Origin of the sequence: Corynebacterium sp. c25Ua_89 (genome assembly GCF_047459735.1) — a bacterium.
GTDB classification, from domain to species: Bacteria; Actinomycetota; Actinomycetes; order Mycobacteriales; family Mycobacteriaceae; genus Corynebacterium; species Corynebacterium simulans.
In genome coordinates this window covers 430,045-450,737 of sequence record NZ_JASBOD010000002.1, presented here as the reverse complement: position 1 = coordinate 450,737, position 20,693 = coordinate 430,045, and the positions used below count along the sequence as shown (strand labels likewise).

The window sequence follows — 20,693 nt, the reverse complement described above, 5'->3', positions numbered from 1 at the left end:
GAGTTATTACTCCTCGTCAGAGGAGGTGGACTCGGTGGCGGTCGGGTCATCAAGCTTCAGCTTCTTCGCTGCTTCCTCGACGACGGAACGCTCCACCTTGCCCTCGCGTGCCAGGCCCTCGAGGACTGCCACGACGATGGACTCAGCATCGATGTTGAAGAAGCGGCGAGCGCCCTCGCGGGTGTCGGAGAAGCCGAAGCCGTCTGCGCCCAGAGCGATGTAGGTGCCCGGAACGTAAGGGCGAATCTGCTCCTGCAGGTCGGTGGTGAAGTCGGAAACACCAACGAACGGACCATCGAATCCCTTGAGCTGCGTGGTAGCAAACGCCTCGGTCGGCTCGACGCCCTTCTGCAGCGCCTCCTTGTTGCGGCGCGCGCCGTCGCGAGCCAGCTCAACCCAGGAGGTGACGGAGAACAGAGATGCCTTGACGTCGTAGTCCTTAGCCAGGATGTCCTGCGCACGCAGTGCCTCGTGCACGCCCACACCGGAAGCCAGGATGTTGGCCGGGATGGAGCCGGACTCAGCGGTGTTGTAGTGGTAGATGCCCTTGTGCAGGCCCTCGATGTCGAGGTCCTCCGGCTCAGCTGGCTGGGAGACCGGCTCGTTGTACACGGTCAGGTAGTACATGACTGCCTCGGAGTCCTCGCCGTACATGCGGTTGATGCCGCGGTGGATCAGGTGAGCCACCTCGTAGCCGAATGCTGGGTCGTAGGAAATAACAGCCGGGTTGGTGGAAGCCAGAACCGGGGAGTGGCCATCCATGTGCTGCAGACCCTCACCGGTCAGGGTGGTGCGGCCTGCGGTAGCGCCGATGATGAAGCCGCGGCTCAGCTGGTCGCCGGCTGCCCAGAAAGAGTCGCCGGTGCGCTGGAAACCGAACATCGAGTAGAAGATGTAGAGCGGGATCATAGCCTCACCATGGGTGGCGTACGAGGTTGCTGCCGCGGTGAAGGACGCAGTAGCGCCTGCCTCGGAAATACCCTCGTGCATGATCTGGCCATCGGTAGCCTCGCGGTAGGAGAGCATGAGCTCGTTGTCCACTGGCACGTAGTTCTGGCCGCGTGGATTCCAGATCTTCATGGTTGGGAACCAGGAGTCCATACCGAAGGTACGAGCCTCGTCCGGGATGATCGGAACGATGCGCTTGCCCAGCTCCTTATCACGCATGAGCTCCTTGAAGGTACGCACAAGCGCCATGGTTGTAGCAACGTTCTGCTTGCCCGAGCCCTTACGCACGGAGCGCAGCTTCTCGATGCCCGGAGTGAACAGCGGGGTGAACTTGTCACGGCGCTCCGGCAGGAAGCCGCCGAGTTCTTTACGACGCTCCAGCATGTACTTGATTTCCGGTGCGTCCTCGCCTGGGTGGTAGTACGGCGGTGCGTAAGGATCCTGCTCGAGAACTTCGTCGGAGATCGGGATTTCCTGCTTGTCGCGGAAGAGCTTCAGATCCTCCAGAGTCAGCTTCTTCATCTGGTGGGTTGCGTTGCGGCCCTCGAAGTTGTGGCCCAGGCCGTAGCCCTTAATGGTGTGGGCCAGGATGACGGTCGGCTTGCCAGTGCCCTTGTTGGACAGTGCCTTCGCGTAAGCAGCGTAGATCTTGCGGTAGTCGTGGCCACCGCGGCGCAGTGCCCAGACCTCGTCATCGGAAAGGTCCTCAACCAGCTTGAGGGTGCGCTCGTCGCGGCCGAAGAAGTGCTCGCGGACATACGCACCGTCGTTTGCCTTGAAGGTCTGGTAGTCACCATCCGAGGTGGTGTTCATGATGTTGACTAGGGCGCCTTCTTTATCGGCGTCGAGAAGCTTGTCCCAACCGCGGCCCCAGATGACCTTGATAACGTTCCAGCCAGCGCCGCGGAAGAAGGACTCCAGCTCCTGGATGATCTGGGTGTTGCCGCGGACCGGGCCGTCGAGACGCTGCAGGTTGCAGTTGATAACGAAGGTGAGGTTATCGAGCTCGTAGAGCGCGGCAGTCTGCAGGAGGCCGCGGGACTCTGGCTCGTCCATCTCACCGTCACCCAGGAAGGCCCAGACGTGCTGATCGGAGGTGTCCTTGATGCCGCGGGTCTCCAGGTACTTATTAAAGCGTGCCTGGTAGATAGCGTTCATCGGGCCGATGCCCATGGAAACGGTTGGGAACTCCCAGAAATCAGGCATCAGACGCGGGTGCGGGTAGGAAGGCAGGCCCTTGCCTTCGCCGCGGGAAACTTCCTGGCGGAATCCGTCGAGGTCTTCTTCGCTGAGGCGGCCTTCCATGAACGCGCGGGCGTACATGCCCGGGGAAGCGTGACCCTGGAAGAAGATCTGGTCACCGCCGGAAGGATCGTCCTTGCCCTTGAAGAAGTGGTTCAGGCCGACCTCGTAAAGCGGGGCAGCGCCCGCGTAGGTGGAAATGTGGCCGCCAACGCCGATGCCTGGGCGCTGCGCGCGGTGCACCATGATTGCTGCGTTCCAACGGATCCAGCGGCGGTAGCGCTTCTCCAGCTCTTCGTCACCTGGGAATTCCGGCTCCATGTTGGTCGGGATGGTATTGACGAAGTCAGTGGAGGTCAGGGCAGGCATTGGAACGCGCTTGGCGGTCGCACGCTCGAGCAGGCGGAGCATGAGGAAGCGGGCGCGTTCTGGATCGGCGTGATCCAGCAGGCCGTCGAGGGATTCCATCCACTCGTGGGTTTCCTCGGGATCGCTGTCGTGCAGGTAAGAAGCAACTCCGTCGCGGACGATCGGGAAGTTGGACTCATCCTTTACGGCGTCCTGGTCGGCCATTTAAACCTCCTAGATTGGTTTTACACAGTTTGCAATACAGGATACGCCCACGCGGATCATCTGTGTGTGTGAAGGGGGGTCAATTGCCGGAAGCGGCCGGTGAAAAGTGCTATTTGCTAACTTTGCAAAAATTCTGTGCGCAGGAAATCTCCTGTGTAATCGCGAAAACTACTGTGCAAGGCGTTATGATCTTGCTCATGCCAGAAAATGGAAGGAATAAAACAGTGGCTGATGCGGCCAGCAAGCTCGGAATCACCGAGGGGCAAATTGCCCTTGAACTCGGGTGGGACGAGGATTGCGATTCCAGCATCTCCGAATCTATTGAGGATGTCCTTGGAGAGGATTTTCTCGATGAAGAAACCGACGAGCTTTGCGACGTCGTACTTCTTTGGTGGCGCGCCGAAGACGGCGACCTCGTCGATGGTCTCGTCGATGCAACCCGCCCGCTAGGGGACTCTGGCCGGATCTGGCTTATGACCCCAGGAGCAGGCAAGCCGGGCAACCTCGCGCCGGGTGACATCTCCGAGTCCGCTCAGCTCGCAGGCTTGGTGCAGACTAAAGCGGAGCGCCTAGGCGAGTGGCAAGGTTCTTGTTTGGTTGCTCGCGGATATACCAAGAAATAGCTTTTACCAGGCGATTTGTTAGCTAACGCTTGTGTGGGCTAATCTTATGCAAGCGTTAACGCAATGCGGCTTTAGCTCAGCTGGAAGAGCAACTGGTTTACACCCAGTAGGTCGGGGGTTCGATCCCCTCAGGCCGCACCATTGTGAAGTCTCGAGACATCGTTCCTTTGGATGGTGTCTCGAGATTTTTGTTTCCTTCAAACGCGCTTCGCACCGCCAGGCGTGGTTTCATGTACCGATGTATGTAAATAGCGGCCAGAAACCTGGTGATTCAGGCACGCTAAATACACACAGAGGTACACACGCCGTGGACTGTCTTCATTTTCCTTAATATGGGCTGCCTACGCGGTATTCTGCTCCAGCCATGCGTTGATGCCGCCGCGCAGGGAGTAGACCTCTCTAAAGCCGCGCTCGCGCAGTGCGGCGACGGCTTGGGCGGAGCGGCTGTCTGGGCGGAAGCCCGCAAATGGTGAGGAGGGATGGGTATATCCAGGCTACTCGCGTCACACTGGTTGCTTTGAGAATCAAGAGTTGCGGGGCGACCTCACCATTTGGATGCAAAGGGCGCTAAGCCGCCGTAAATGGTGAGGTCGGCGGCTTAGAAGCGTTCCTGGCCGCGTTCGCGGATCTTTTCATAAAAATCCGGCTTGGAGTCGCCGTAGCGGGAACGGCTGCGACGCGAAGGCGTCGTGTCTGCACGCGGGGTGGATTCCGCGGCGGCCGCGGGCTCCGTGGTTTCCTTGGTGGAATCCGTGGAAGGGTCTGCAGCGAGGGCAGAGTCTGCAGCAGAGCCAGGGCCTGCAGTGGGGGCAGAAGCGCCATCTGTGCTGGTGGCAGCCTGCAATGCCGCTTCTTCCTCGCGGGCCCGGCGGCGTTCGCGGATTTCGGACCACACGAAGTAGCCCAAGCCCAGCGGCGCCATGATGCCGAAGGCAATCCACTGGTAGCCATAAGACAAGTGGTTACCGCGGTCGAGCTGCGGGACCTCCAAGGCGGTCAGCTCACCCGGCTGCTCAGGCGAGAGCTGGATGTAGTCGTGGCCCAACTTTGTATCGGTAAGCGAGGCCACCTCTTCGGTGTGAATTGAGTAGACCTGCTCGTAGCCTTCTTGATCAATCGGCGCAGAGGCGTGCTTCGGCTCGTCCGCGCGAATCATGCCGACAATTGTGGTCTCACCGGCAGGAGCCTTAGGGATCGAGGGCACAGTGTTTCCTTCACCAGCGGCAATCCAGCCGCGGTTGACCAGCATGGTCAGGCCAGAGTCCGTGCGGAAGGGTACCAATGACTGGTATACCGCACCCGAAGAAACCGGACGCAGGCGCAGTAGCACTTCCTCATCAGCCAAGTAGCGTCCGTGGAGGGTAGCGCGGGACCATTCATCATCTGCGATGGCACCCTCAGAATCAACGACCTCAGAAAGCGGGCGTGGGTCCGCCTCATAAGCCTGGGCGATTAGGTGATTGCGTTCCACAATTCGGTCATCTTTGCCCAGCTGCCAGGGCGCTAGCACCGTGAAAGCAAAGTAGGAAAAGGTCACCACGAAGATGAGCAGCAGAACCCATCCCGGCTTGAGGAACGTCTTTAACATGCCCTTATCCTAGACCTGCTGCTCGCGAATCCAATCCAGCAGGCCAGGCACGGCTGCTTCGATTTCCTTGCGCGTTCGCGCGAAGTCCTCCTCCGTGCCGTAGTAAGGATCCTCCACGTCGAGCTCCTCGGCATTCGGGTCGAAGCTGCGCATCAAGCGAACGCGCTCCGGGTCGATACCTCGCTCGATGAGGGCGTCGCGGTGGCCGGAATCCATCGCGATGAAAAGATCCGCATCCATGTGCTCAGGGCCGAGTTTCGCCGCGCGGTGGGTTGCGCCGTCGTGGCCGCCGCTGCGCAGCTCCGCGATGGCGCGCGGGTCCGCGCCCTGGCCCACATGCCAGCCGCCCAATCCGCAGGAAGAGGTACGGGCGACGAGATCTAGCATGTCGGTCTCCATGGCATCGCGAACGATGATTTCCGCCATGGGGGAGCGGCAAATATTGCCCGTGCAGACGAACACGAGGTGCAATGCGGAGGGGTTGTCCTCAGAAGTCATGGGGGTTTAGACCTCTTATAAGCAAATAGAGCGATTTCTGAACGAAAGCTAGGATAGTGCAGCAGCGCGCAGAGAGCGAAAATATAGCGAATAATGCATTAAGGAGCCTTAAGTCATGGCGCAGACAACCGTTGGCGATATCCGCCGCGTCCTCGAGGAAGCCTACCCGCCGCACCTGGCCGAAAAGTGGGATGCCGTGGGCCTTATCTGCGGTGATCCGGAAGACGAGGTGGGAAAGGTGGCCTTCGCCCTCGACTGCACCCAGCAGGTTGCAGAAAAGGCAGTGGAGATGGGCGCGCAGATGCTAGTTGTGCACCACCCTTTGCTCCTGCGCGGGGTGACTTCCGTGGCAGCGGATACGCCAAAGGGCAAGGTCATCCATACCTTGCTCAAGGGCGGCGTCGCCTTGTTCGCAGCACACACTAATGCGGATAAGGCCCGCCCTGGCGTTAACGATAAGCTCGCTGAGCTGGTGGGCATCGAGCCGGGACGCCCGATTATCCCGCACGCGCTTTCCGACGCCGAGGTCAGCGAGACCAGCCTCGGCCTCGGGCGCATCGGCGAGCTGCCCGAGCCAATGACTCTGCGCGAATTTACGCAGCAGGTCGCGAACGCGCTTCCGGAGACGGCCTGGGGAATTCGCGCGGCGGGTGACCCAGATGGCGTCGTCAAGCGCGTGGCGGTCTCGAGTGGCTCCGGTGATTCCTTCCTGGATGCCGCTCGTGAGCTGGGCGTGGATGTGTATGTGACCTCGGATCTGCGCCACCACCCCGTGGACGAGCACCTGCGTGCAGGCGGACCTGCCGTGGTTGATACTGCCCACTGGGCCAGCGAATTTCCATGGACTACGCAGGCGCGCGATATCGTGGAAAAGGCTTACAAGGTGGATACTGAAATCATCGAGCTGCGCACCGACCCGTGGACATTGTCCGTCCACGGAAAATAATCGCCTCGGGAAGACCTGCCATAAGGAGAACTAAATGAAACTGTCGAAGCAACTGCAGTCTGTCCTGCTGGAACTTGCCAACCTCGAGCGTTCCCAGGGTGTTACGGGAGAAAAGACTATTCCGGAGCAGCAGGAGTACGAAAAGGCGCAGCTTGAGCACAAGCGGCTTGTCGACGCCGCCGGTTCCGCCCAGCTCGCCGTCGACGACATGGAGATGGAAATCCTGCGTATCCAGGCCGATGAGCGCAAGCTGCGTCAGCGTGAGCGCGACGATAAGGCCCAGTTGGGAGCCGAGGTTGACCCGGAGCGTCGTAAGGACTTGGAGCATGATTTGTATGCGGCAAAGTCTCGCATCGCAGACTTGATGAGCGAGCTGCAGGAAGCGCACAACGAGATTCACGCGCTGCGCTCGAACCGCGACGTGCACGGTGCGCGTGTGGATGAGTCCCAGCGCAAGTTGGAAAAGCTCGCGCGTGCTGCGGAGGCGGCGCAGGAGGCAGTGAATAACCGCCCGGATCCGGCAACCCGAATTGTGGAGCTGCGCGAGCAGCTGCCTGCCGACGTCCTGGATAGCTACGATTCCGTGCGCCACGAAAACGGTGTCGGTGCGGCGGCCTTCAAAGGTCGCGCATGCGGTGGCTGCTTCATCGTGCTGCCGCCCGCAGAGCAGAATGCGGTGCGTAACGCCCCCGCCGAGGTCCTGCCGCAGTGCGGCGATTGCGGTTCCTACTTGGTGCGCCCGGCCTAATGAAGCTGGTTATTTATGCCGATGGCGGTTCCCGCGGCAACCCGGGAATCGCGGGTTCCGGCACCGCTGTCTATTCTGCCGACCGCCAGCAGCTGCTGCGCGAAATCGCATATGTAGTAGGTACGAAGTCCACCAATAACGTGGCCGAGTACCACGGCTTGCTGCGTGGGCTCGAGGCCGCGGTGGAGCTAGGCGCCGACGAAGTTGATTTCTTCATGGACTCTAAGCTCGTGGTCGAGCAGATGAACGGGCGCTGGAAGATCAAGCACCCAGACATGCAGGCCCTGGCGTTGGAGGCGCGTAAACTCATCGACCAAATCGGCACGTTCAACCTGAGCTGGGTGCCGCGTGCCAAGAACAAGGTCGCGGATGCGTTGTCGAACGTGGCGATGGATGCCGCCGCCGCGGGCGAGCCGGTGGGTTTCGTCGGCGGTACTGAGCAGGCGGATCAGGCTCCTGCGGTGCAGGAGACCGCCAGCGTGGAACCAGGAGAGCTGGCCGCTGCGAGCCAGCCCAGCGATTGGATGGCCGAGCAAGGCCCGGTCACGCGTTTCATCCTGGTTCGCCACGGACAAACCGCGATGTCGGTGGCCAAGCAGTACTCAGGCTATGCCGATCCAGAGTTGACCGAGTTCGGCCGCAAGCAGGCACTCGCAGCTGCCCAGGCGCTGGTCGATACGCCAGTCGATGCCATCGTCTGCTCACCGCTCAAGCGCTGCCAGCAGACCGCACAGGCGATTGCGCGCAGCGTGCGCCCGTCCGGAGCTGATAAAGATGCTCTTGAGGTGGAAACCGTAGAGGGCTTAATCGAGGTCGACTTTGGGCTGTGGGAAGGCAAGACCTTCGCCGAGGCTCACGCTGCCGATGGCGAGCTGCACGGCCAGTGGTTAGAGGATGCCTCCGTGGCCTGCCCCGGCGGCGAGTCCTTGCAGCAGGTTCACCGCCGCGTGCGCAAGACCCGCCAGGAGTTGCAGGAAAAGTATGCGGGCAAGACCGTCGTGGTGGTCTCGCATGTCAATCCGATCAAGTCCTTTATCAGGCAGAGCTTGGACGCAGGTCCGGTGACTTTTAATCGCCTCTTTTTGGACTTGGCGTCGATAAGCATTGCGGAATTCTGGGACGGCGGCTCGATGCTGCGCGGTTTCAACGATGTGGGCCATTTGCAGTCACTGGGCTAGACTGTAATGCGCGAATGAGCCGACCGGGTGAACGCGTCCTTTCCGAACCAACCTCCACGAGGGGTAAGGCGGGGGACGAGGAAAGTCCGGACTCCACAGAGCACAGTGGTTGCTAACGGCAACCCGGGGCGACCCGCGGGCAAGTGCAACAGAAAGTAGACCGCCGAACGACTTCGCTACGCTTCGTCGTACGAAGATTCGTGAGGTAAGGGTGAAACGGTGAGTTAAGAGCTCACCAGCACCGTCAGTGATGGCGGTGGCTGGGTAAACCCCACTGGGAGCAAGGCATCATGGCCGGCATTTTTGCGGGCTTGATCAGGCGTTCGAAGGCTGCTCGCTTTAGCCTGAAGGTAGCTGCTTGAACCAACTGGCAACGGTTGGTCTAGATGGATGTTCACCGCCGCACGCTTGATGCGTGTGGGAAGACAGAATCCGGCTTATAGGCCGACTCATTCGCCCATTTTTCTGGAACAATGGGGCGGCATGAAGCTCTATGCCGCCCCATTAGATTTCCGCTCCGTCGCCGCTGAATTCGGTGTGCCCACCGATTTTAGTGAGGAACTGTGTGCGGCGGCCGCGGCCGCGCAGGATCGTTTCGTCACCTCGCGCCGCGATGCGCGTGAAATCCCGCTGGTTACCATCGACCCATTGGGCTCCAAAGACTTGGACCAAGCCGTGTGCATTGAGGCGCGCGTGGAGGGCTACCGGGTGTATTACGCTATTGCCGACGTCGCGGCTTTTATCGAGCCCGGCAGCGCCCTGGAGGAGGAGACCTTCCGCCGCGGGCAGACCATCTATCTGCCCGATGAACCAGCGCGTTTGCATCCCGCGGTGTTGTCGGAGGACAAGGCCTCCTTGCTGGAGGGCGTGGACCGCCCGGCCGTGTTGTGGACCATCGACCTCGATGGGGCGGGCGAGGTCCTGGACTTTACCTTGGAGCGGGCATTGGTGCGCTCGAGGGCGCGGCTGGATTATGAGGGCGTGCACGCGGATCTGGCGGCGGGCAGCATGCATTCCTCGATTGCTTTGTTGCCGCAAGTAGGAAAACTGCGGCAGGCTTCCTCGCTGCGCCGGGAGGCGATTAATCTGCGGCTTCCGTCCCAGAGCGTCGAGGAATTCGAAGAAGATTGCCAACACCGCTATGAACTGGTCATTGAGCCGCGGTACGAGGTCATGGACTATAACTCGGAGATTTCCCTGCTGACCGGGATGTGCGCGGGGCAGCTGATGGAAAAGCACGGCGTGGGGTTGCTGCGCACGCTGCCTGCGGCCACGGCGGAAGCTGAGGAGGAGTTCCGCACTGAGGTTGCGGCCTTGGGCTATTCGCTTGACGACGTCTCGATTACCCAGTTCCTGCAAACGCTCGATGCGGATTTGCCGCGGGGCATGGCCGCAATGCGGGAAGCGCAGCGCCTGCTGCGCGGTGCCGGCTACGTGTGGCTGGAGGAATCGCCTGCGGAGGTACACGCGGGCATCGGCGGCTACTACGCGCATGTGACTGCGCCGCTGCGGCGGTTGGCGGATCGATTCGCCACGGAGGTTTGCCTCGCGCTCGCACACGGCGAATCTGTGCCGGAGTGGGTCAGCTCGCGTGCCGGGGACTTAACTCGCACGATGGCCACGACCTCGCAGCTGGCCTCGCAAGTGGATAAAGCCTGTCTGAACCTGACAGAGGCAACCGTTCTCGAGCCATGGGTGGGCACGAACTTTGAAGCGATCGTGGTCCAGGGTGGGCCAACGCGTGAGAAAGCCCGCATCTTTGTGACGCAACCTCCGGTATTTGCGGAGGCTGTCGGGCACCCAGATACGGGCAGTGAGTCTAACTTCTCACTGGTCAAAGCTGACGTGGCAGAGCGCGACGTGCTTTTTGCGTGGCCTGCTGACTAGTTGTGGTTAGTTCGCTGCTGTGGCTAAAAGGTATTAGCTTGCTCGCCGTCGAGCAGTGGAACCACCAGCAGTCCGTCCTCGGCGAGGTCCGCTGCGAAGTTATCGGCCTTGGCCGCCGGCACGAAAGCGATGACGGACTGGGAAGTACCAGCGTGTGCTGAACGCGCAGAGCGTGCGCCGCGCACCGTGGCTAGCTCGGCAATCTTTTCCGCTGAGTGCAGGCCATAAACCGTGGTTAGTGCTTGCTGCGACTGGTTAAGCAGCGGGAAGAGATCGGTGCCGCGGCGCGAACGCAGGGCGCGGGCGAGCTCTTGGGCGCGCTCGGTTTCTTCCGAATAGAACACCAACCACTCGGCGGCTTCGGCCAAGGTGGGCTGGTTGGCCGAGCCATGTACCTTGTGAACTGCCTTCAGCCAATCCAGCACGCGCTGGGATGCGTCGGGCAAAAGCCGCAACGACTCAGCGCCGAAAGCATGGCAGGCATCATCGATGAAACGCTCACGCTGGCGAATCGCGGCGATGCCTGGTGTGGCATCGAAATCGCCGGGGACGGTAACAGCAAACGCAGCAATCTCGCGGGTAACTGGGTGGGGCGCCTGGGTGACGGAGCCATCCGCGTAGTCCACGATTGTTACTGTCTCGCCCACGCCTCGGAGCGCGGCAGTGTGGCGGGCACGCAGGGCGGGGTATTCGCCGAAGGTGCCGACCGACTGGGAGCAGACATCGGCGATGCGTGCGCGCAGGGGAGCGGAGTGAAGCTCTTCGGCATCGCCGAGCAACGCTAACGCTACAGCGACATCTCCCGCGGCAAGCGCACCAAGACCGGCTGCGAAAGGAATATCGCTAACTACCGTAATGTCCATGCCGGCGGTTTCACGAGAAAGCAGCTGGCGGTTAATCATGGTGTGTGCGATGCCGCCCCAACGGGCTGCGAAGCCACCGACCGGAGCCGACGGGATGATGGGCTGGCCCTCAGAATCTATTGACGGCAGCTGCTCTGCGGCACGGGATGCCAGTTCGGTGAAACTGATGGCGTCGTTGATGGTCTCGCCCTCGTGCGGAACAAGGTGAACCGCAATGGTGCCGTCGGTACGTGGGCTAACCGCTGCGGCAACACGCATCTGCGCCAAGCCCATTATGGCGACGCCACCAAAGTGGTCAATGTGCTCGCCAATGAGCGAGAAAGTTGCGGGCGCACTAGCGCAGTGTGCAGGTTCCGTGCCTACTAGTTCGAGGTGGGCAGCATGGATTCGCTCCGCTGCGGGGGAAGAAGGCGTGGACCACATCGGCATGGTGCGAGGAACTCCTTGGTGCTGCTTGGGGACTTTGGACTTTCATAGTCTAGCGTTTACGCGCCAGACGCCTATTGGGATGTGCCTGTAAAGTGGTGGCACCCCTTAAACGCCCTAGTGTGGCCGCCGGCCACCGCTACCCGCAACATGGGGTGCGGACAGTAACAGCAGAAGGGCTAGTTAAGAAAAGGAGCCTTTTATGAGCAACCCAGACGAGCAGTGGTACTACGACACCGCCACCGGCAAGGTAACCCAAGGCGCTGAAAGCGGTTGGGATAACCGCATGGGCCCGTACGCCACCCGCGAGGAAGCAGAGCACGCTATCGAGATTGCGAAGGCTCGCAACGAAGCCGCTGATGCTTACGACGCGGAAGATGACGCTTAAGACTCGATTTTATTTCTTGAGCTTCTTGCTCAGCGGCTTGAACGCGGACTTGATGGCCTTGAAGGATTCGGCATAATCGTCGAGTGCTTCGAGGCCAATATTGCGTTCACGCTGGTAAAGCAGGCCGTAACCAAAAGTGTCTTCACCGCGGCGGCGAGCGGCGTTGGCCAGCTCTAGGAGCTTGTCACGGGAAGTGACGGAGTCCTGGAAATCACCCAAGACCGACTGCATCTGTTTGCAAGCCTTGTACAGGCCCTTGGTCTTTAGGTTCGTCGCAGAACCGGCAGCCTCTGCTGCATAACGCAGCTTCTTAGCGGCCTTGCGCATGTCGTGGAAGTAGTCCTCACGCTCGTGCAGCGATAGTTCTGGGTTATCCCAGTTCTTGATTGCCTTTTCATGACGCTTTACCAGCTTCTTGTACGCCTCGTTGAGATGCATCGCCATGACCTGGTCCATGGACGGAGCTTCCTGCTTCTTGGCGGCAGCGTCCTTCTTTTTCTTCGGCGCGGTGTCCGTAGCCTCCGCTTCTTGGGCGGTCTCTTCCGAAACCGAGGCCTCATCAGCGTCAGCGGCTTCTGCAGCTGGAGTAACGGTGGATACTACTGCGGCGTCTTCGGTCTCCTCGGCATCATCTGCAGGCGCTTCCTCGGAGTCCTGTGCTACTGGTGGGTTGGCTAGTAGCTCATCAAGCGAATCCAGCAGCTCCAAGTAGCGCTCCGAATCGAGTGCGGCAACCACGTGGCGGTGAGCGCGGCGGTATGCGGTGCCCATGTCGCGTGAGATGTGCTCGCGCGTTGCCTCGTCCAACGTGTCGGAATCTTCGGAGGCAAGCAAGCTCTGCCAGCGTTCTTCAACAACCTCAGCGTCGCGTGCTACGCCTAGGATGCCGGCGAGAAGCTTTAGCTCAGATTCGATGCGCTCGATTTCCGGGCCAACGACAATGCCGTGGAAGGTTTGCATGTGACTGCGCAGCTCGCGGGTAGCCACGCGCATCTGGTGGACAGAATCCCATTCGTTGCGACGGACGCGGGGGTCGTAGTCGACAAGCTTGTCACGGTTCGCCTTCAGTGCGCTGACCACCGCGGCGGCAGCGGAATCCGGTTCCACGCTCGAAGTCTGCAGTGCTGGAGGAAGGGGAGCGTTGCGGATGGAATCGCCTAAAGCGGACTTCAGCTTGGACGGGGAGGAGGAAACGCGTGCGCCGGCGCCGATGAGGAGGGATGTGGCTTCGCGGATGAAGCGGCTTCCTTCATTGGTGCCTGGTAGGTCGCCGGCGAGCTCCACTTCCCACTCACGCCAGGTATGCTGCCCGCCTCCTTGCAGGAAGGAGAAAGCGGTGACGTGGTCATCGCAGAATTCAGCAACCGGTTTTCCCTCGGCGTTAGCAAGAACCATCTCAGTACGGTTGTTATCAACCTGGGCGATGGGGGCAAGCGGGTGATTGCGGATAACGGAGCGAACCTCGTGGAGAAGCTCTGCTGGGACCTCGTAACGGCCATCTACTGGCTCGCCGAGCTCGGCATGAATCTCCGTTCGGCCTTGGCTGCCCGGAATCTTAATGTGCCAGCCATCATCATTTCCGCCCGTACGACGACGCAACGTGATCTTTGCATGGGTCAGACGCAGGTCTTCGGTGTCGTAGTAGATGGCAGAAAGTGCATGGTGGTGGGTTTCAGCGATGTGGTCCACGCCAGCGAGCCGGGTGAGCTCAGGCAATTGGATGGATTCAGCGACTGCGAACTTTGCTTCGACTTCGAGGAAAGTCTTCGTAGACATGCACACACCTTTAATCAATACGTATTTAAGGAAAGAAGAGTTACTAAACGAAAGCCTACCTGTCAGCGTAGGTTAATGGGGCAGGCTTTCCAGACGTTAACTGGCGATCTGCCGCTGGCTGCTTGAGTCTATGGAATCGCCTGCAAGATGCGATTTTTCAGCCGCACTCGCACCATCGTGTACTCCGGCCCAACTACTGGCAGAAAGCGTCATTGCGGAAAGGTGAGGGAACAAGCGGTTGCGGGCTTCCTCGGAACCAACTTGGCGCTCATACAGCGCCGGGATTGCCTGCCGGGCAAGGCTGCGGCCATCGGCTTCATTGCCGGTTTCTGCCGTACGGGCATCTGCTGCTTCAGACATTCCGGTGAGGTTAGCTTCATCGAGCAACTCCGATATGCGGGCGGCATAGGACAACCAGAAGCTACGGCGGTAGGCGGCGGTCTCGCCGCGGCTGCGCGCCTGGGCTGCGCCGTCGCCGGAGCGCATGTACCAGTCGCATTGGCGGCTCAAGGAATCGAAGAGCTGGGCCACATGCGCGGAATCTTCCGCCGTGCCAACAACGCAGGCGATGCCCTTTTCGTGCGCGAGGATTGAGGCGCAACCATTGTGATAGGCCACAACGCCCAGCAAACTCGCTTGGTGCTTTACATACGGGGCGTGGATATGCACGCGCCGAGCAAGGAAATCTGGAGCGTGCTCAGCAAGCACATCTTCCACGCGGTAGCGCTGTTGCAAGGACTGCGCATTGGCAATGAGCGCATCCGCTTCATTCTCAAAGGGAGTGGATTCCGCTTTACGTAGGAGGTTGTTTATCTTCTCGCGCATCTTCGCTTGCTTCGGATCGATATCCGCTTGGCGGTCCTTCGCGGCCGCGACCAAAAGCTCAGTATCACGCAGCATAGGCAGTCGTAACAGCTCCAGGCTTAGCTTGCGAAGTGTTTCCTCCGGGAGAATCAGCGAGCCCGAAGGCGGTGGCGCTAATTGCAGCCATTGCTTGCGCAGTACCGGCGAAGAAATGCGCGCCGGGACGCGTGGTGCGGCGCGATAGAGCAGGGGATGGACCTTAGGACCTAGAACGTGGAGGATATCGGCCGGTGTCCAGCCTTTCTCGGCGGCCCAGACAGCGTTGATGAGAGCTTCGTTGTGGAGAGCGCGGTGGGAGTGGTCAGTGTCTTGGTACATGGTCTTCCTTTCGGCTGTGTTCGAATGTGTGTTCAGCAAAGCACGCCGCCCAGACATCCCTTCCACGCATCGCCCCCACCTTTTGCCCCCGAGATACTTTGCTGAAATGGTCAAACGCCGCCCAAAGTAGTGTCTAATAGAGTGCGCAATTTACGCGTGTATCGCAGGTAAGGTTTAGAGCATGAACAGCCAACATGAATTCGTCCTCCGCACAGTCGAAGAACGCGATATTCGCTTCATCCGCCTGTGGTTCACCGACATCTTGGGCGCACTCAAGTCCGTTGTCATGAGCCCCTCCGAGCTGGAATCAGCATTCGAGGAGGGCGTAGGTTTCGACGGTTCATCTATCGAAGGTTTTTCCCGCATCGCCGAGTCGGATACTCTCGCCCTGCCAGATCCTTCGACCTTTCAGATCATGCCTTTCGACCAAGATGAGCCGGAGATTGCTTCGGCGCGCATGTTCTGCGATATTGCCCAACCAGACGGCCAGCCTTCCATGGTGGATCCGCGCCATATCCTGCGCCGCCAGGTCACCGAAAGCGCCAATGAGGGCTTTACCTGCATGGCTGCACCAGAAATCGAGTTCTACCTGCTGGAGCAATCGCCGGATAATACAAATCTCATCGCGACGGACAATGGCGGTTACTTCGACCAAGCCACCCATGACCGCGCGCCGAGCTTCCGCCGTCACTCCATGTCGGCGCTAGAGGCCTTGAGTATTGCCACGGAATTTAGCCACCATGAGACCGCGCCGGGCCAGCAGGAAATCGATCTACGCCATGCCGACGTGATGACCATGGCCGATAACATCATGACCTTCCGCCACGTCATAAAACAGGTGGCTGCTGACCAAAAAGTCCAGGCCACGTTCATGCCGAAGCCTTTTGAACACTTGCCAGGTTCTGGCATGCACACTCACTTGAGCCTGTTTGAAGGAGAGCACAATGCTTTCCACGATCCCGACGATGAGTTTTCCTTGTCCCAAACCGCCAAGCAGTTCATTGCGGGCATTTTGGAGCACTCCGTTGAGTTGACTGCTGTGACCAACCAATGGACCAATTCCTATAAGCGCTTGATGTTCGGCAACGAGGCGCCGGGCTCAGCAACCTGGGGCGTTTCGAATCGTTCCGCGCTCGTCCGCGTGCCTACCTACCGCCTGGGCAAGGCGGAGTCGCGCCGCGTGGAGATCCGTTCGCTGGATTCTGCGATGAACCCATACTTGGGTTATGCCGTCTTGCTGGCAGCAGGCCTGCGCGGTATCAAGGAAGGCTACGAGTTGGGCGATCCAGCAGAGGACGATGTCCATCAGCTCACTCGCCGCGAGCGCCGCGCTATGGGCTACCGCGACCTGCCCGTCAGCTTGGACCAGGCCCTGCGTGAGTTTGAAAAGTCGGAGTTTATGGCGGAAGTCCTAGGCGAGCATGTCTTCGAATATTTCTTGCGCGCCAAGTGGGATGAATGGCACTCCTATCAGCAGCAAATCACCAGCTTTGAGCTCAACCTCAACTACTAGTTAGGCATTTTAGAGGATTTTGATGCGCCCTATTGCAGTTCCCTCGCCGGCCACCCTAGGCCTTACTCGAGCGACGGCAGCTAAAGATCTTGAACAGCTGGGTTGGGATAATCCCGAGTCGCTAGAGCTTTTGTGGACGCTCGCAGCTTCGGGTGATCCGGACCTTGCGCTGAACACGCTAATCCGCATGTATGAGGCTGTTCCCGAGCTCGATGGGCAGCTGCGTAGCAGCGAGGAATTGCGCGTGCGCACCTTAGCTTTGCTCGGGGCGTCGACAGCATTTGGTGATCACTTGGCTGCTAATCCCGAGCTGTGGCGGGAGCTGGCCAAGCCCTTGCCCACGCCAACTGAGATGTTGCAGGAGATTCTTGGCGCAGTGGGCGCTCAACCTGCAGATTTTACCGAGGACGCGCAAGAGGAACGCCCCGATACAGCCACGCCGGATTTGAACACGGCCGGCACCTACCGAGCCGCCGCAGGGGACCACAAGGCGGTGCTTAAGTCCACCTATCGCACGCTCATGATGCGCATCGCCGCTCATGATCTTGCGGGTACGTTTTTCTCCCGCAAGGGGCAGTCTGCGCCGCAGCCACGCTTGGAGTTCCAGGTTGTCACGCGGCTTTTGACTGCGCTTGCCGACGCCGCCCTTACTGCCGCGCTCGCCGTCGCCATCCGCAACGTCTACGGCGACGACCCCGTCGACGCGAAACTGGCAGTCATGGCGATGGGCAAGTGCGGAGCTGGCGAGCTGAATTACATTTCCGACGTCGATGTCATCTTCTTATCCGACGTCGTTACGCCGAAGATTACGCGGGTGGCCTCCGAGTTTAATCGAATCGGCTCGGCCTCCTTCTTCGAAGTCGATGCCAACCTGCGCCCCGAGGGAAAGTCCGGCGCGCTGGTGCGCACCTTGGAATCCCACGTTGCTTATTACAAGCGGTGGGCAGAGACTTGGGAGTTTCAGGCTCAGCTCAAAGCACGTCCACAGACCGGCTACTTGCCGCTCGGCGAGGATTACCTGGCCCAGATCGGTCCTATGGTGTGGACTGCATCCCAGCGTGATTCGTTTGTGGAAGATGTCCAAGCTATGCGCCGCCGCGTGCTGGATAATGTGCCAAAAGAGTTGCGGCAACGCGAGCTGAAACTGGGAGAGGGCGGGCTGCGCGACGTCGAGTTTGCGGTGCAGCTGCTTCAGCTGGTGCACGGTCGCTCTGATGAGACCCTGCGCGTTCTTTCTACGGTGGATGCGCTCACCGCCCTGGTCAGCGCTGGATACGTGGGGCGTGAAGATGGCACGCAGTTAATCGAGGCCTATGAGTTTCTCCGCTTGCTAGAACATCGTCTGCAGCTTGAGCGCTTCCGCCGCACTCACGTGTTGCCTCCCGCCGATGATAAGCAGGCCCTTAAATGGCTCGCCATCATCTCCGGGTTCACCCCGCAGGGCAATAAGTCCGCCGCCGAGCGCTTGGGCCAGTACCTGAAGACCACGCGCTTGCGAATTCAGGATCTACACTCCCGCCTGTTCTACCGGCCGCTGCTTAATTCGGTGGTCTCCATGTCCGCCGACGAGCTCAAGCTTTCTCCGGAGGCGGCAAAGCTGCAGCTGGCAGCACTTGGCTATGTCTATCCCGACCGCGCCTTTGAGCACCTGACCTCCTTGGCTGCGGGCACGTCGCGAAAAGCTAGGATTCAAGCCATCTTGCTGCCTACGCTCATGGGTTGGCTTTCCTCGACCGCAGACCCAGATATGGGCTTGCTTAACTATCGCAAGCTCTCTGAGGCCGCATATGACCGGCAATGGTTCCTACGTATGCTGCGCGACGAAGGCATCGTGGGGCAGCGTCTAATGAGCATCTTGGGCACCTCGCCCTTTGCTTCGGACCTCATCATTAGCGCTCCTGACGTCGTCAAGCAGCTCTCCGACGGCGCTTCGGGCCCGAAGCTGCTGGAAACCAAGCCCGAGCAGGTCTCGAAGGCGTTGGTTAATTCCACCAAGCGTCATGCAGACCCCGATAAGGCCGTGGCGGTGGCCCGTAGCTTGCGCCGCGTGGAATTAGCGCGCATTGCCGCGGCGGACTTGCTCGGATTTATGTCTGTGCAGCAGGTGTGTTACGAACTGTCCACGATTTGGGATGCCGTGCTGGAGGCAGCGTTGCGCGCGGAGATTCGTGCTTGGCTTGGCGACGCCCCGCAAGAGGAACCGCCCGCACGCATCGCCGTCATCGGTATGGGGCGCCTGGGCGGAATGGAGCTGGGCTTTGGCTCTGACGCCGACGTCATCGTGGTGGCCGAACCTAGCGAGGGTACGGACGAGACGGAAGCCGTCAAGTGGGCAATCGGGATCGTCGATAAGCTGCGGCGTCGGCTTTCTAAACCTTCCGGCGATCCGCCGCTCGATGTTGACCTGGGGCTGCGCCCAGAAGGCCGTTCCGGTGCCGTGGTGCGCACGATCGCCTCTTATGAGCGTTATTACCGCGAGTGGGGCGAGCCCTGGGAGATGCAGGCGCTGCTGCGTGCGGCCTTCGTCGCTGGCGATCGCAGCGTGGGGGAGAAGTTCCTAGCTATGGTCGATGGTTTCCGCTATCCCGATGATGGCGTTAGCGAAAAGACCTTGCGCGCGATTCGCCGTATGAAAGCTCGCGTGGATAACGAGCGTCTGCCGCGCGGTGCTGATCGCAACACCCATACCAAGCTGGGTCGCGGCGGGTTGTCCGACATCGAGTGGACCGTACAGCTTTTGACCATGATGCATGCCCATGATTTCCCGGACCTCCACGATCCTTCGACGTTGCGCGTGCTGGACGCGGTGGAAAAACACGAGTTGATTCCGCCGGAGAAGGTTCAGGTGCTGCGGGATGCCTGGCTGCTGGCAACCGACGCCCGCAACGCCCTGGTGCTCGTGCGCGGCAAGCGCGTGGATCAGCTGCCGACGCCGGGACCACAGTTGGCCCAGGTGGCCGGTGCTGCCGGCTGGGCGCCGGAGGACAACCAGGAATTCCTGGACACCTATCTCAAGACCACGCGGCATGCCCGCAAGGTGGTCGACGAGGTCTTCTGGGGTGAGGCGGAGACCTTCGAGCACGAAAATGCCTAGGCTGGGAAGCAGAGAATGAAAACTGTCCCAGCATTGGGCTTAAAGAATTGAGAAAGCCATGTCTTTGAATTTGTCGCTTGATATCACCACCGCCACCTTGGCTGACTTGGAGGCCTTCCTAGTCGCGGCTCGGGCAGCCGGGGCCACAGGCAGCGACGCGCTAGAGCTGGAGGATGCGCAGCTTCGCGTAAGCGTCACGAAGCCGAGGCCGGAAGAAAATATTCACGCCTCGGCGGATGAACCAGCCACCACACAATCAACGCAGCCGCAGGCTCCTCGTCATTCCCAGCAGCCGCGCAGCGCGTGGGAGCGCACCTTGGGCGATAATGCACTTCGCTCTGTCATCGATATTCTTTCTGAGCGTCTCGACCCACCACGTGGCGGCAGCTCCTTTGGTAACTTCGGCCCAAGTATTTAGAACCGCCCTTAGCCAGGATTAGACTTTAAAACCGTGAATCGCAGTAAAATCGTCGCCGTGTGGGCGATTGTGGCCGTGCTGGCCATCCTCGCACTGGGCATTGGCGTGTTTGCCACCACCCGGGATAATCCACCCGCTGGTGCGCAGACCGTGGCAGAGGCCATCGGTGGCGGTGTGCTGCAAAATGACAATTCGGCGGCGCCGTCGAATATCGATGAAGAGCGCATGTACTCGCTGGCTGAAGCGCTTGGCATTCCCCCCGAGTCGATGCCGCGCGACATGCTCGAATCCGCGAATCGTTCCGAGTCCCGCGGAACCATGATTCAGGTTTTGCGCAAAGCAATCGAGCAAGGCGTCCTCGATGATGAGGAGGCTGCCGTTATCCTCAAGGCCTTTGATTTGGGCCTGGTCAACCCGGCCGTCGATACCATCGTCGCGGAAAGCTCCCCAGCGCAGTAATCACAGGAACACACAGGTGCCGTGCAGGCCTACGCGAAGCATCTCGCAGGTGCCAGACTTAATGTAATCCTCGTAAATATAACGAATGCATAACGCATTGCGTGTGGAGGAGGAACATGAGCTGGCGCGAGAAACTTGGCACCGCGATCGGCGTTTCATTGGCCGTAGCAATTCCGGTCACTGGCGGACTCGGCGTTTCCTATGCGGTCAACGCCATGCCTATAGAATCCAGCGTGGAAATTCCCATTAACTCTGATGAAGTTTCGCAAAGCCCGTTGAAGGAGCCCGGCCAGGAACTCGGGGAAGCGTTGCGTAGCTTCTATCCCGGCCTATAGTGGGCGAG

Annotated in this window: 17 protein-coding genes, 1 tRNA gene, 1 other RNA gene and 1 pseudogene; 13 read left to right on the top strand and 7 right to left on the bottom strand. The window is 60.1% G+C overall.

The window, feature by feature from the left end:
* Nucleotides 1–6: 6 nt before the first annotated feature.
* Complete coding sequence (gene aceE, locus QKB66_RS04915; protein ID WP_414252809.1) at nucleotides 7–2,763, bottom strand: pyruvate dehydrogenase (acetyl-transferring), homodimeric type; 2,757 nt, start codon at nucleotides 2,761–2,763, stop codon at nucleotides 7–9.
* 185 nt (nucleotides 2,764–2,948) lie between these two features.
* Between aceE and QKB66_RS04910 the strand changes: the two genes are divergently transcribed.
* Together QKB66_RS04910 and QKB66_RS04905 are read left to right on the top strand one after the other, a co-directional pair.
* Nucleotides 2,949–3,386: a DUF3052 domain-containing protein gene (locus QKB66_RS04910; RefSeq protein ID WP_282440188.1), complete on the top strand. Its 438-nt coding sequence runs from the start codon at nucleotides 2,949–2,951 to the stop codon at nucleotides 3,384–3,386.
* Nucleotides 3,387–3,451: 65 nt separating this feature from the next.
* Nucleotides 3,452–3,527, top strand: a tRNA-Val gene (locus QKB66_RS04905).
* Nucleotides 3,528–3,727: 200 nt separating this feature from the next.
* Here the strand turns inward: QKB66_RS04905 and QKB66_RS04900 are convergent.
* The 3 genes and pseudogenes from QKB66_RS04900 to QKB66_RS04890 form a co-directional block, all read right to left on the bottom strand.
* Nucleotides 3,728–3,829 (bottom strand): annotated as a pseudogene (locus QKB66_RS04900) (rhodanese-like domain-containing protein); the annotation flags it as partial.
* 155 nt (nucleotides 3,830–3,984) lie between these two features.
* Nucleotides 3,985–4,974 carry an SURF1 family protein gene (locus tag QKB66_RS04895; protein WP_414252808.1) on the bottom strand — a complete coding sequence of 330 codons (990 nt, stop codon included), beginning with the start codon at nucleotides 4,972–4,974 and terminating at the stop codon, nucleotides 3,985–3,987.
* A gap of 9 nt (nucleotides 4,975–4,983) precedes the next feature.
* Nucleotides 4,984–5,472 carry a low molecular weight protein-tyrosine-phosphatase gene (locus tag QKB66_RS04890; RefSeq protein WP_062043818.1) on the bottom strand — a complete coding sequence of 163 codons (489 nt, stop codon included), beginning with the start codon at nucleotides 5,470–5,472 and terminating at the stop codon, nucleotides 4,984–4,986.
* A gap of 115 nt (nucleotides 5,473–5,587) precedes the next feature.
* Between QKB66_RS04890 and QKB66_RS04885 the strand changes: the two genes are divergently transcribed.
* The 5 genes from QKB66_RS04885 (at nucleotide 5,588) to QKB66_RS04865 (ending at nucleotide 10,231) form a co-directional block, all read left to right on the top strand.
* Nucleotides 5,588–6,418 (top strand): Nif3-like dinuclear metal center hexameric protein, encoded by an 831-nt coding sequence (locus tag QKB66_RS04885; RefSeq protein ID WP_062038094.1) that lies wholly within the window; start codon nucleotides 5,588–5,590, stop codon nucleotides 6,416–6,418.
* A 34-nt stretch (nucleotides 6,419–6,452) separates the two neighbouring features.
* Nucleotides 6,453–7,166: a zinc ribbon domain-containing protein gene (locus QKB66_RS04880; protein ID WP_248093909.1), complete on the top strand. Its 714-nt coding sequence runs from the start codon at nucleotides 6,453–6,455 to the stop codon at nucleotides 7,164–7,166.
* Nucleotides 7,166–8,344, top strand: a complete 1,179-nt coding sequence (locus QKB66_RS04875; protein WP_414252807.1) for a bifunctional RNase H/acid phosphatase — start codon at nucleotides 7,166–7,168, stop codon at nucleotides 8,342–8,344. The genes QKB66_RS04880 and QKB66_RS04875 overlap by 1 nt, the downstream gene beginning before the upstream one ends.
* Nucleotides 8,345–8,359: 15 nt before the next feature.
* Nucleotides 8,360–8,800: RNase P RNA component class A (rnpB, locus tag QKB66_RS04870), an RNA gene on the top strand.
* A gap of 27 nt (nucleotides 8,801–8,827) precedes the next feature.
* On the top strand, nucleotides 8,828–10,231 hold the full coding sequence (locus QKB66_RS04865) for a ribonuclease catalytic domain-containing protein (RefSeq protein ID WP_414252806.1): 1,404 nt from the start codon (nucleotides 8,828–8,830) through the stop codon (nucleotides 10,229–10,231).
* Between the two features lie 23 nt (nucleotides 10,232–10,254).
* Here QKB66_RS04865 and QKB66_RS04860 read toward each other — a convergent pair whose 3' ends face one another.
* Nucleotides 10,255–11,523, bottom strand: a complete 1,269-nt coding sequence (locus tag QKB66_RS04860) for a galactokinase family protein (protein ID WP_248093912.1) — start codon at nucleotides 11,521–11,523, stop codon at nucleotides 10,255–10,257.
* 199 nt (nucleotides 11,524–11,722) lie between these two features.
* Between QKB66_RS04860 and QKB66_RS04855 the strand changes: the two genes are divergently transcribed.
* The gene (locus QKB66_RS04855; RefSeq protein WP_061923761.1) at nucleotides 11,723–11,908 is read left to right on the top strand and encodes a hypothetical protein; all 186 of its coding nucleotides are present in this window, start codon (nucleotides 11,723–11,725) and stop codon (nucleotides 11,906–11,908) included.
* Between the two features lie 9 nt (nucleotides 11,909–11,917).
* Here QKB66_RS04855 and QKB66_RS04850 read toward each other — a convergent pair whose 3' ends face one another.
* On the bottom strand, nucleotides 11,918–13,684 hold the full coding sequence (locus QKB66_RS04850; RefSeq protein WP_414252805.1) for a CHAD domain-containing protein: 1,767 nt from the start codon (nucleotides 13,682–13,684) through the stop codon (nucleotides 11,918–11,920).
* Nucleotides 13,685–13,780: 96 nt separating this feature from the next.
* On the bottom strand, nucleotides 13,781–14,866 hold the full coding sequence (locus tag QKB66_RS04845; protein WP_414252804.1) for a DUF2786 domain-containing protein: 1,086 nt from the start codon (nucleotides 14,864–14,866) through the stop codon (nucleotides 13,781–13,783).
* 181 nt (nucleotides 14,867–15,047) lie between these two features.
* Here QKB66_RS04845 and QKB66_RS04840 point away from each other — a divergent pair, with 181 nt between their 5' ends.
* From QKB66_RS04840 to QKB66_RS04820, 5 genes are all read left to right on the top strand, one after another.
* A complete protein-coding gene (locus QKB66_RS04840) occupies nucleotides 15,048–16,379 on the top strand; it encodes a glutamine synthetase family protein (protein WP_070456096.1) in 1,332 nt (443 codons plus the stop codon).
* Between the two features lie 22 nt (nucleotides 16,380–16,401).
* Nucleotides 16,402–19,473: a bifunctional [glutamine synthetase] adenylyltransferase/[glutamine synthetase]-adenylyl-L-tyrosine phosphorylase gene (locus tag QKB66_RS04835; protein ID WP_311517948.1), complete on the top strand. Its 3,072-nt coding sequence runs from the start codon at nucleotides 16,402–16,404 to the stop codon at nucleotides 19,471–19,473.
* Between the two features lie 58 nt (nucleotides 19,474–19,531).
* A complete protein-coding gene (locus tag QKB66_RS04830) occupies nucleotides 19,532–19,891 on the top strand; it encodes a hypothetical protein (RefSeq protein WP_414252803.1) in 360 nt (119 codons plus the stop codon).
* Nucleotides 19,892–19,924: 33 nt separating this feature from the next.
* Complete coding sequence (locus QKB66_RS04825; RefSeq protein ID WP_248093917.1) at nucleotides 19,925–20,350, top strand: hypothetical protein; 426 nt, start codon at nucleotides 19,925–19,927, stop codon at nucleotides 20,348–20,350.
* A gap of 116 nt (nucleotides 20,351–20,466) precedes the next feature.
* Nucleotides 20,467–20,685 (top strand): hypothetical protein, encoded by a 219-nt coding sequence (locus tag QKB66_RS04820; RefSeq protein WP_248093918.1) that lies wholly within the window; start codon nucleotides 20,467–20,469, stop codon nucleotides 20,683–20,685.
* The last annotated feature ends 8 nt before the right edge of the window (nucleotides 20,686–20,693 follow it).

What these genes read in the sequence shown, in the direction of transcription:
- QKB66_RS04880 (WP_248093909.1), top strand. Translation starts at nt 6,453, where the DNA reads ATGAAACTGTCGAAGCAACTGCAGTCTGTCCTGCTGGAACTTGCCAAC.
- QKB66_RS04865 (WP_414252806.1), top strand. Translation starts at nt 8,828, where the DNA reads ATGAAGCTCTATGCCGCCCCATTAGATTTCCGCTCCGTCGCCGCTGAA.
- QKB66_RS04855 (WP_061923761.1), top strand. Translation starts at nt 11,723, where the DNA reads ATGAGCAACCCAGACGAGCAGTGGTACTACGACACCGCCACCGGCAAG.
- aceE (WP_414252809.1), bottom strand. Translation starts at nt 2,763, where the DNA reads ATGGCCGACCAGGACGCCGTAAAGGATGAGTCCAACTTCCCGATCGTC.
- QKB66_RS04885 (WP_062038094.1), top strand. Translation starts at nt 5,588, where the DNA reads ATGGCGCAGACAACCGTTGGCGATATCCGCCGCGTCCTCGAGGAAGCC.
- QKB66_RS04850 (WP_414252805.1), bottom strand. Translation starts at nt 13,684, where the DNA reads ATGTCTACGAAGACTTTCCTCGAAGTCGAAGCAAAGTTCGCAGTCGCT.
- QKB66_RS04845 (WP_414252804.1), bottom strand. Translation starts at nt 14,866, where the DNA reads ATGTACCAAGACACTGACCACTCCCACCGCGCTCTCCACAACGAAGCT.
- QKB66_RS04875 (WP_414252807.1), top strand. Translation starts at nt 7,166, where the DNA reads ATGAAGCTGGTTATTTATGCCGATGGCGGTTCCCGCGGCAACCCGGGA.
- QKB66_RS04860 (WP_248093912.1), bottom strand. Translation starts at nt 11,523, where the DNA reads ATGCCGATGTGGTCCACGCCTTCTTCCCCCGCAGCGGAGCGAATCCAT.
- QKB66_RS04830 (WP_414252803.1), top strand. Translation starts at nt 19,532, where the DNA reads ATGTCTTTGAATTTGTCGCTTGATATCACCACCGCCACCTTGGCTGAC.
- QKB66_RS04895 (WP_414252808.1), bottom strand. Translation starts at nt 4,974, where the DNA reads ATGTTAAAGACGTTCCTCAAGCCGGGATGGGTTCTGCTGCTCATCTTC.
- QKB66_RS04840 (WP_070456096.1), top strand. Translation starts at nt 15,048, where the DNA reads ATGAACAGCCAACATGAATTCGTCCTCCGCACAGTCGAAGAACGCGAT.
- QKB66_RS04835 (WP_311517948.1), top strand. Translation starts at nt 16,402, where the DNA reads ATGCGCCCTATTGCAGTTCCCTCGCCGGCCACCCTAGGCCTTACTCGA.
- QKB66_RS04890 (WP_062043818.1), bottom strand. Translation starts at nt 5,472, where the DNA reads ATGACTTCTGAGGACAACCCCTCCGCATTGCACCTCGTGTTCGTCTGC.
- QKB66_RS04820 (WP_248093918.1), top strand. Translation starts at nt 20,467, where the DNA reads ATGAGCTGGCGCGAGAAACTTGGCACCGCGATCGGCGTTTCATTGGCC.
- QKB66_RS04910 (WP_282440188.1), top strand. Translation starts at nt 2,949, where the DNA reads ATGATCTTGCTCATGCCAGAAAATGGAAGGAATAAAACAGTGGCTGAT.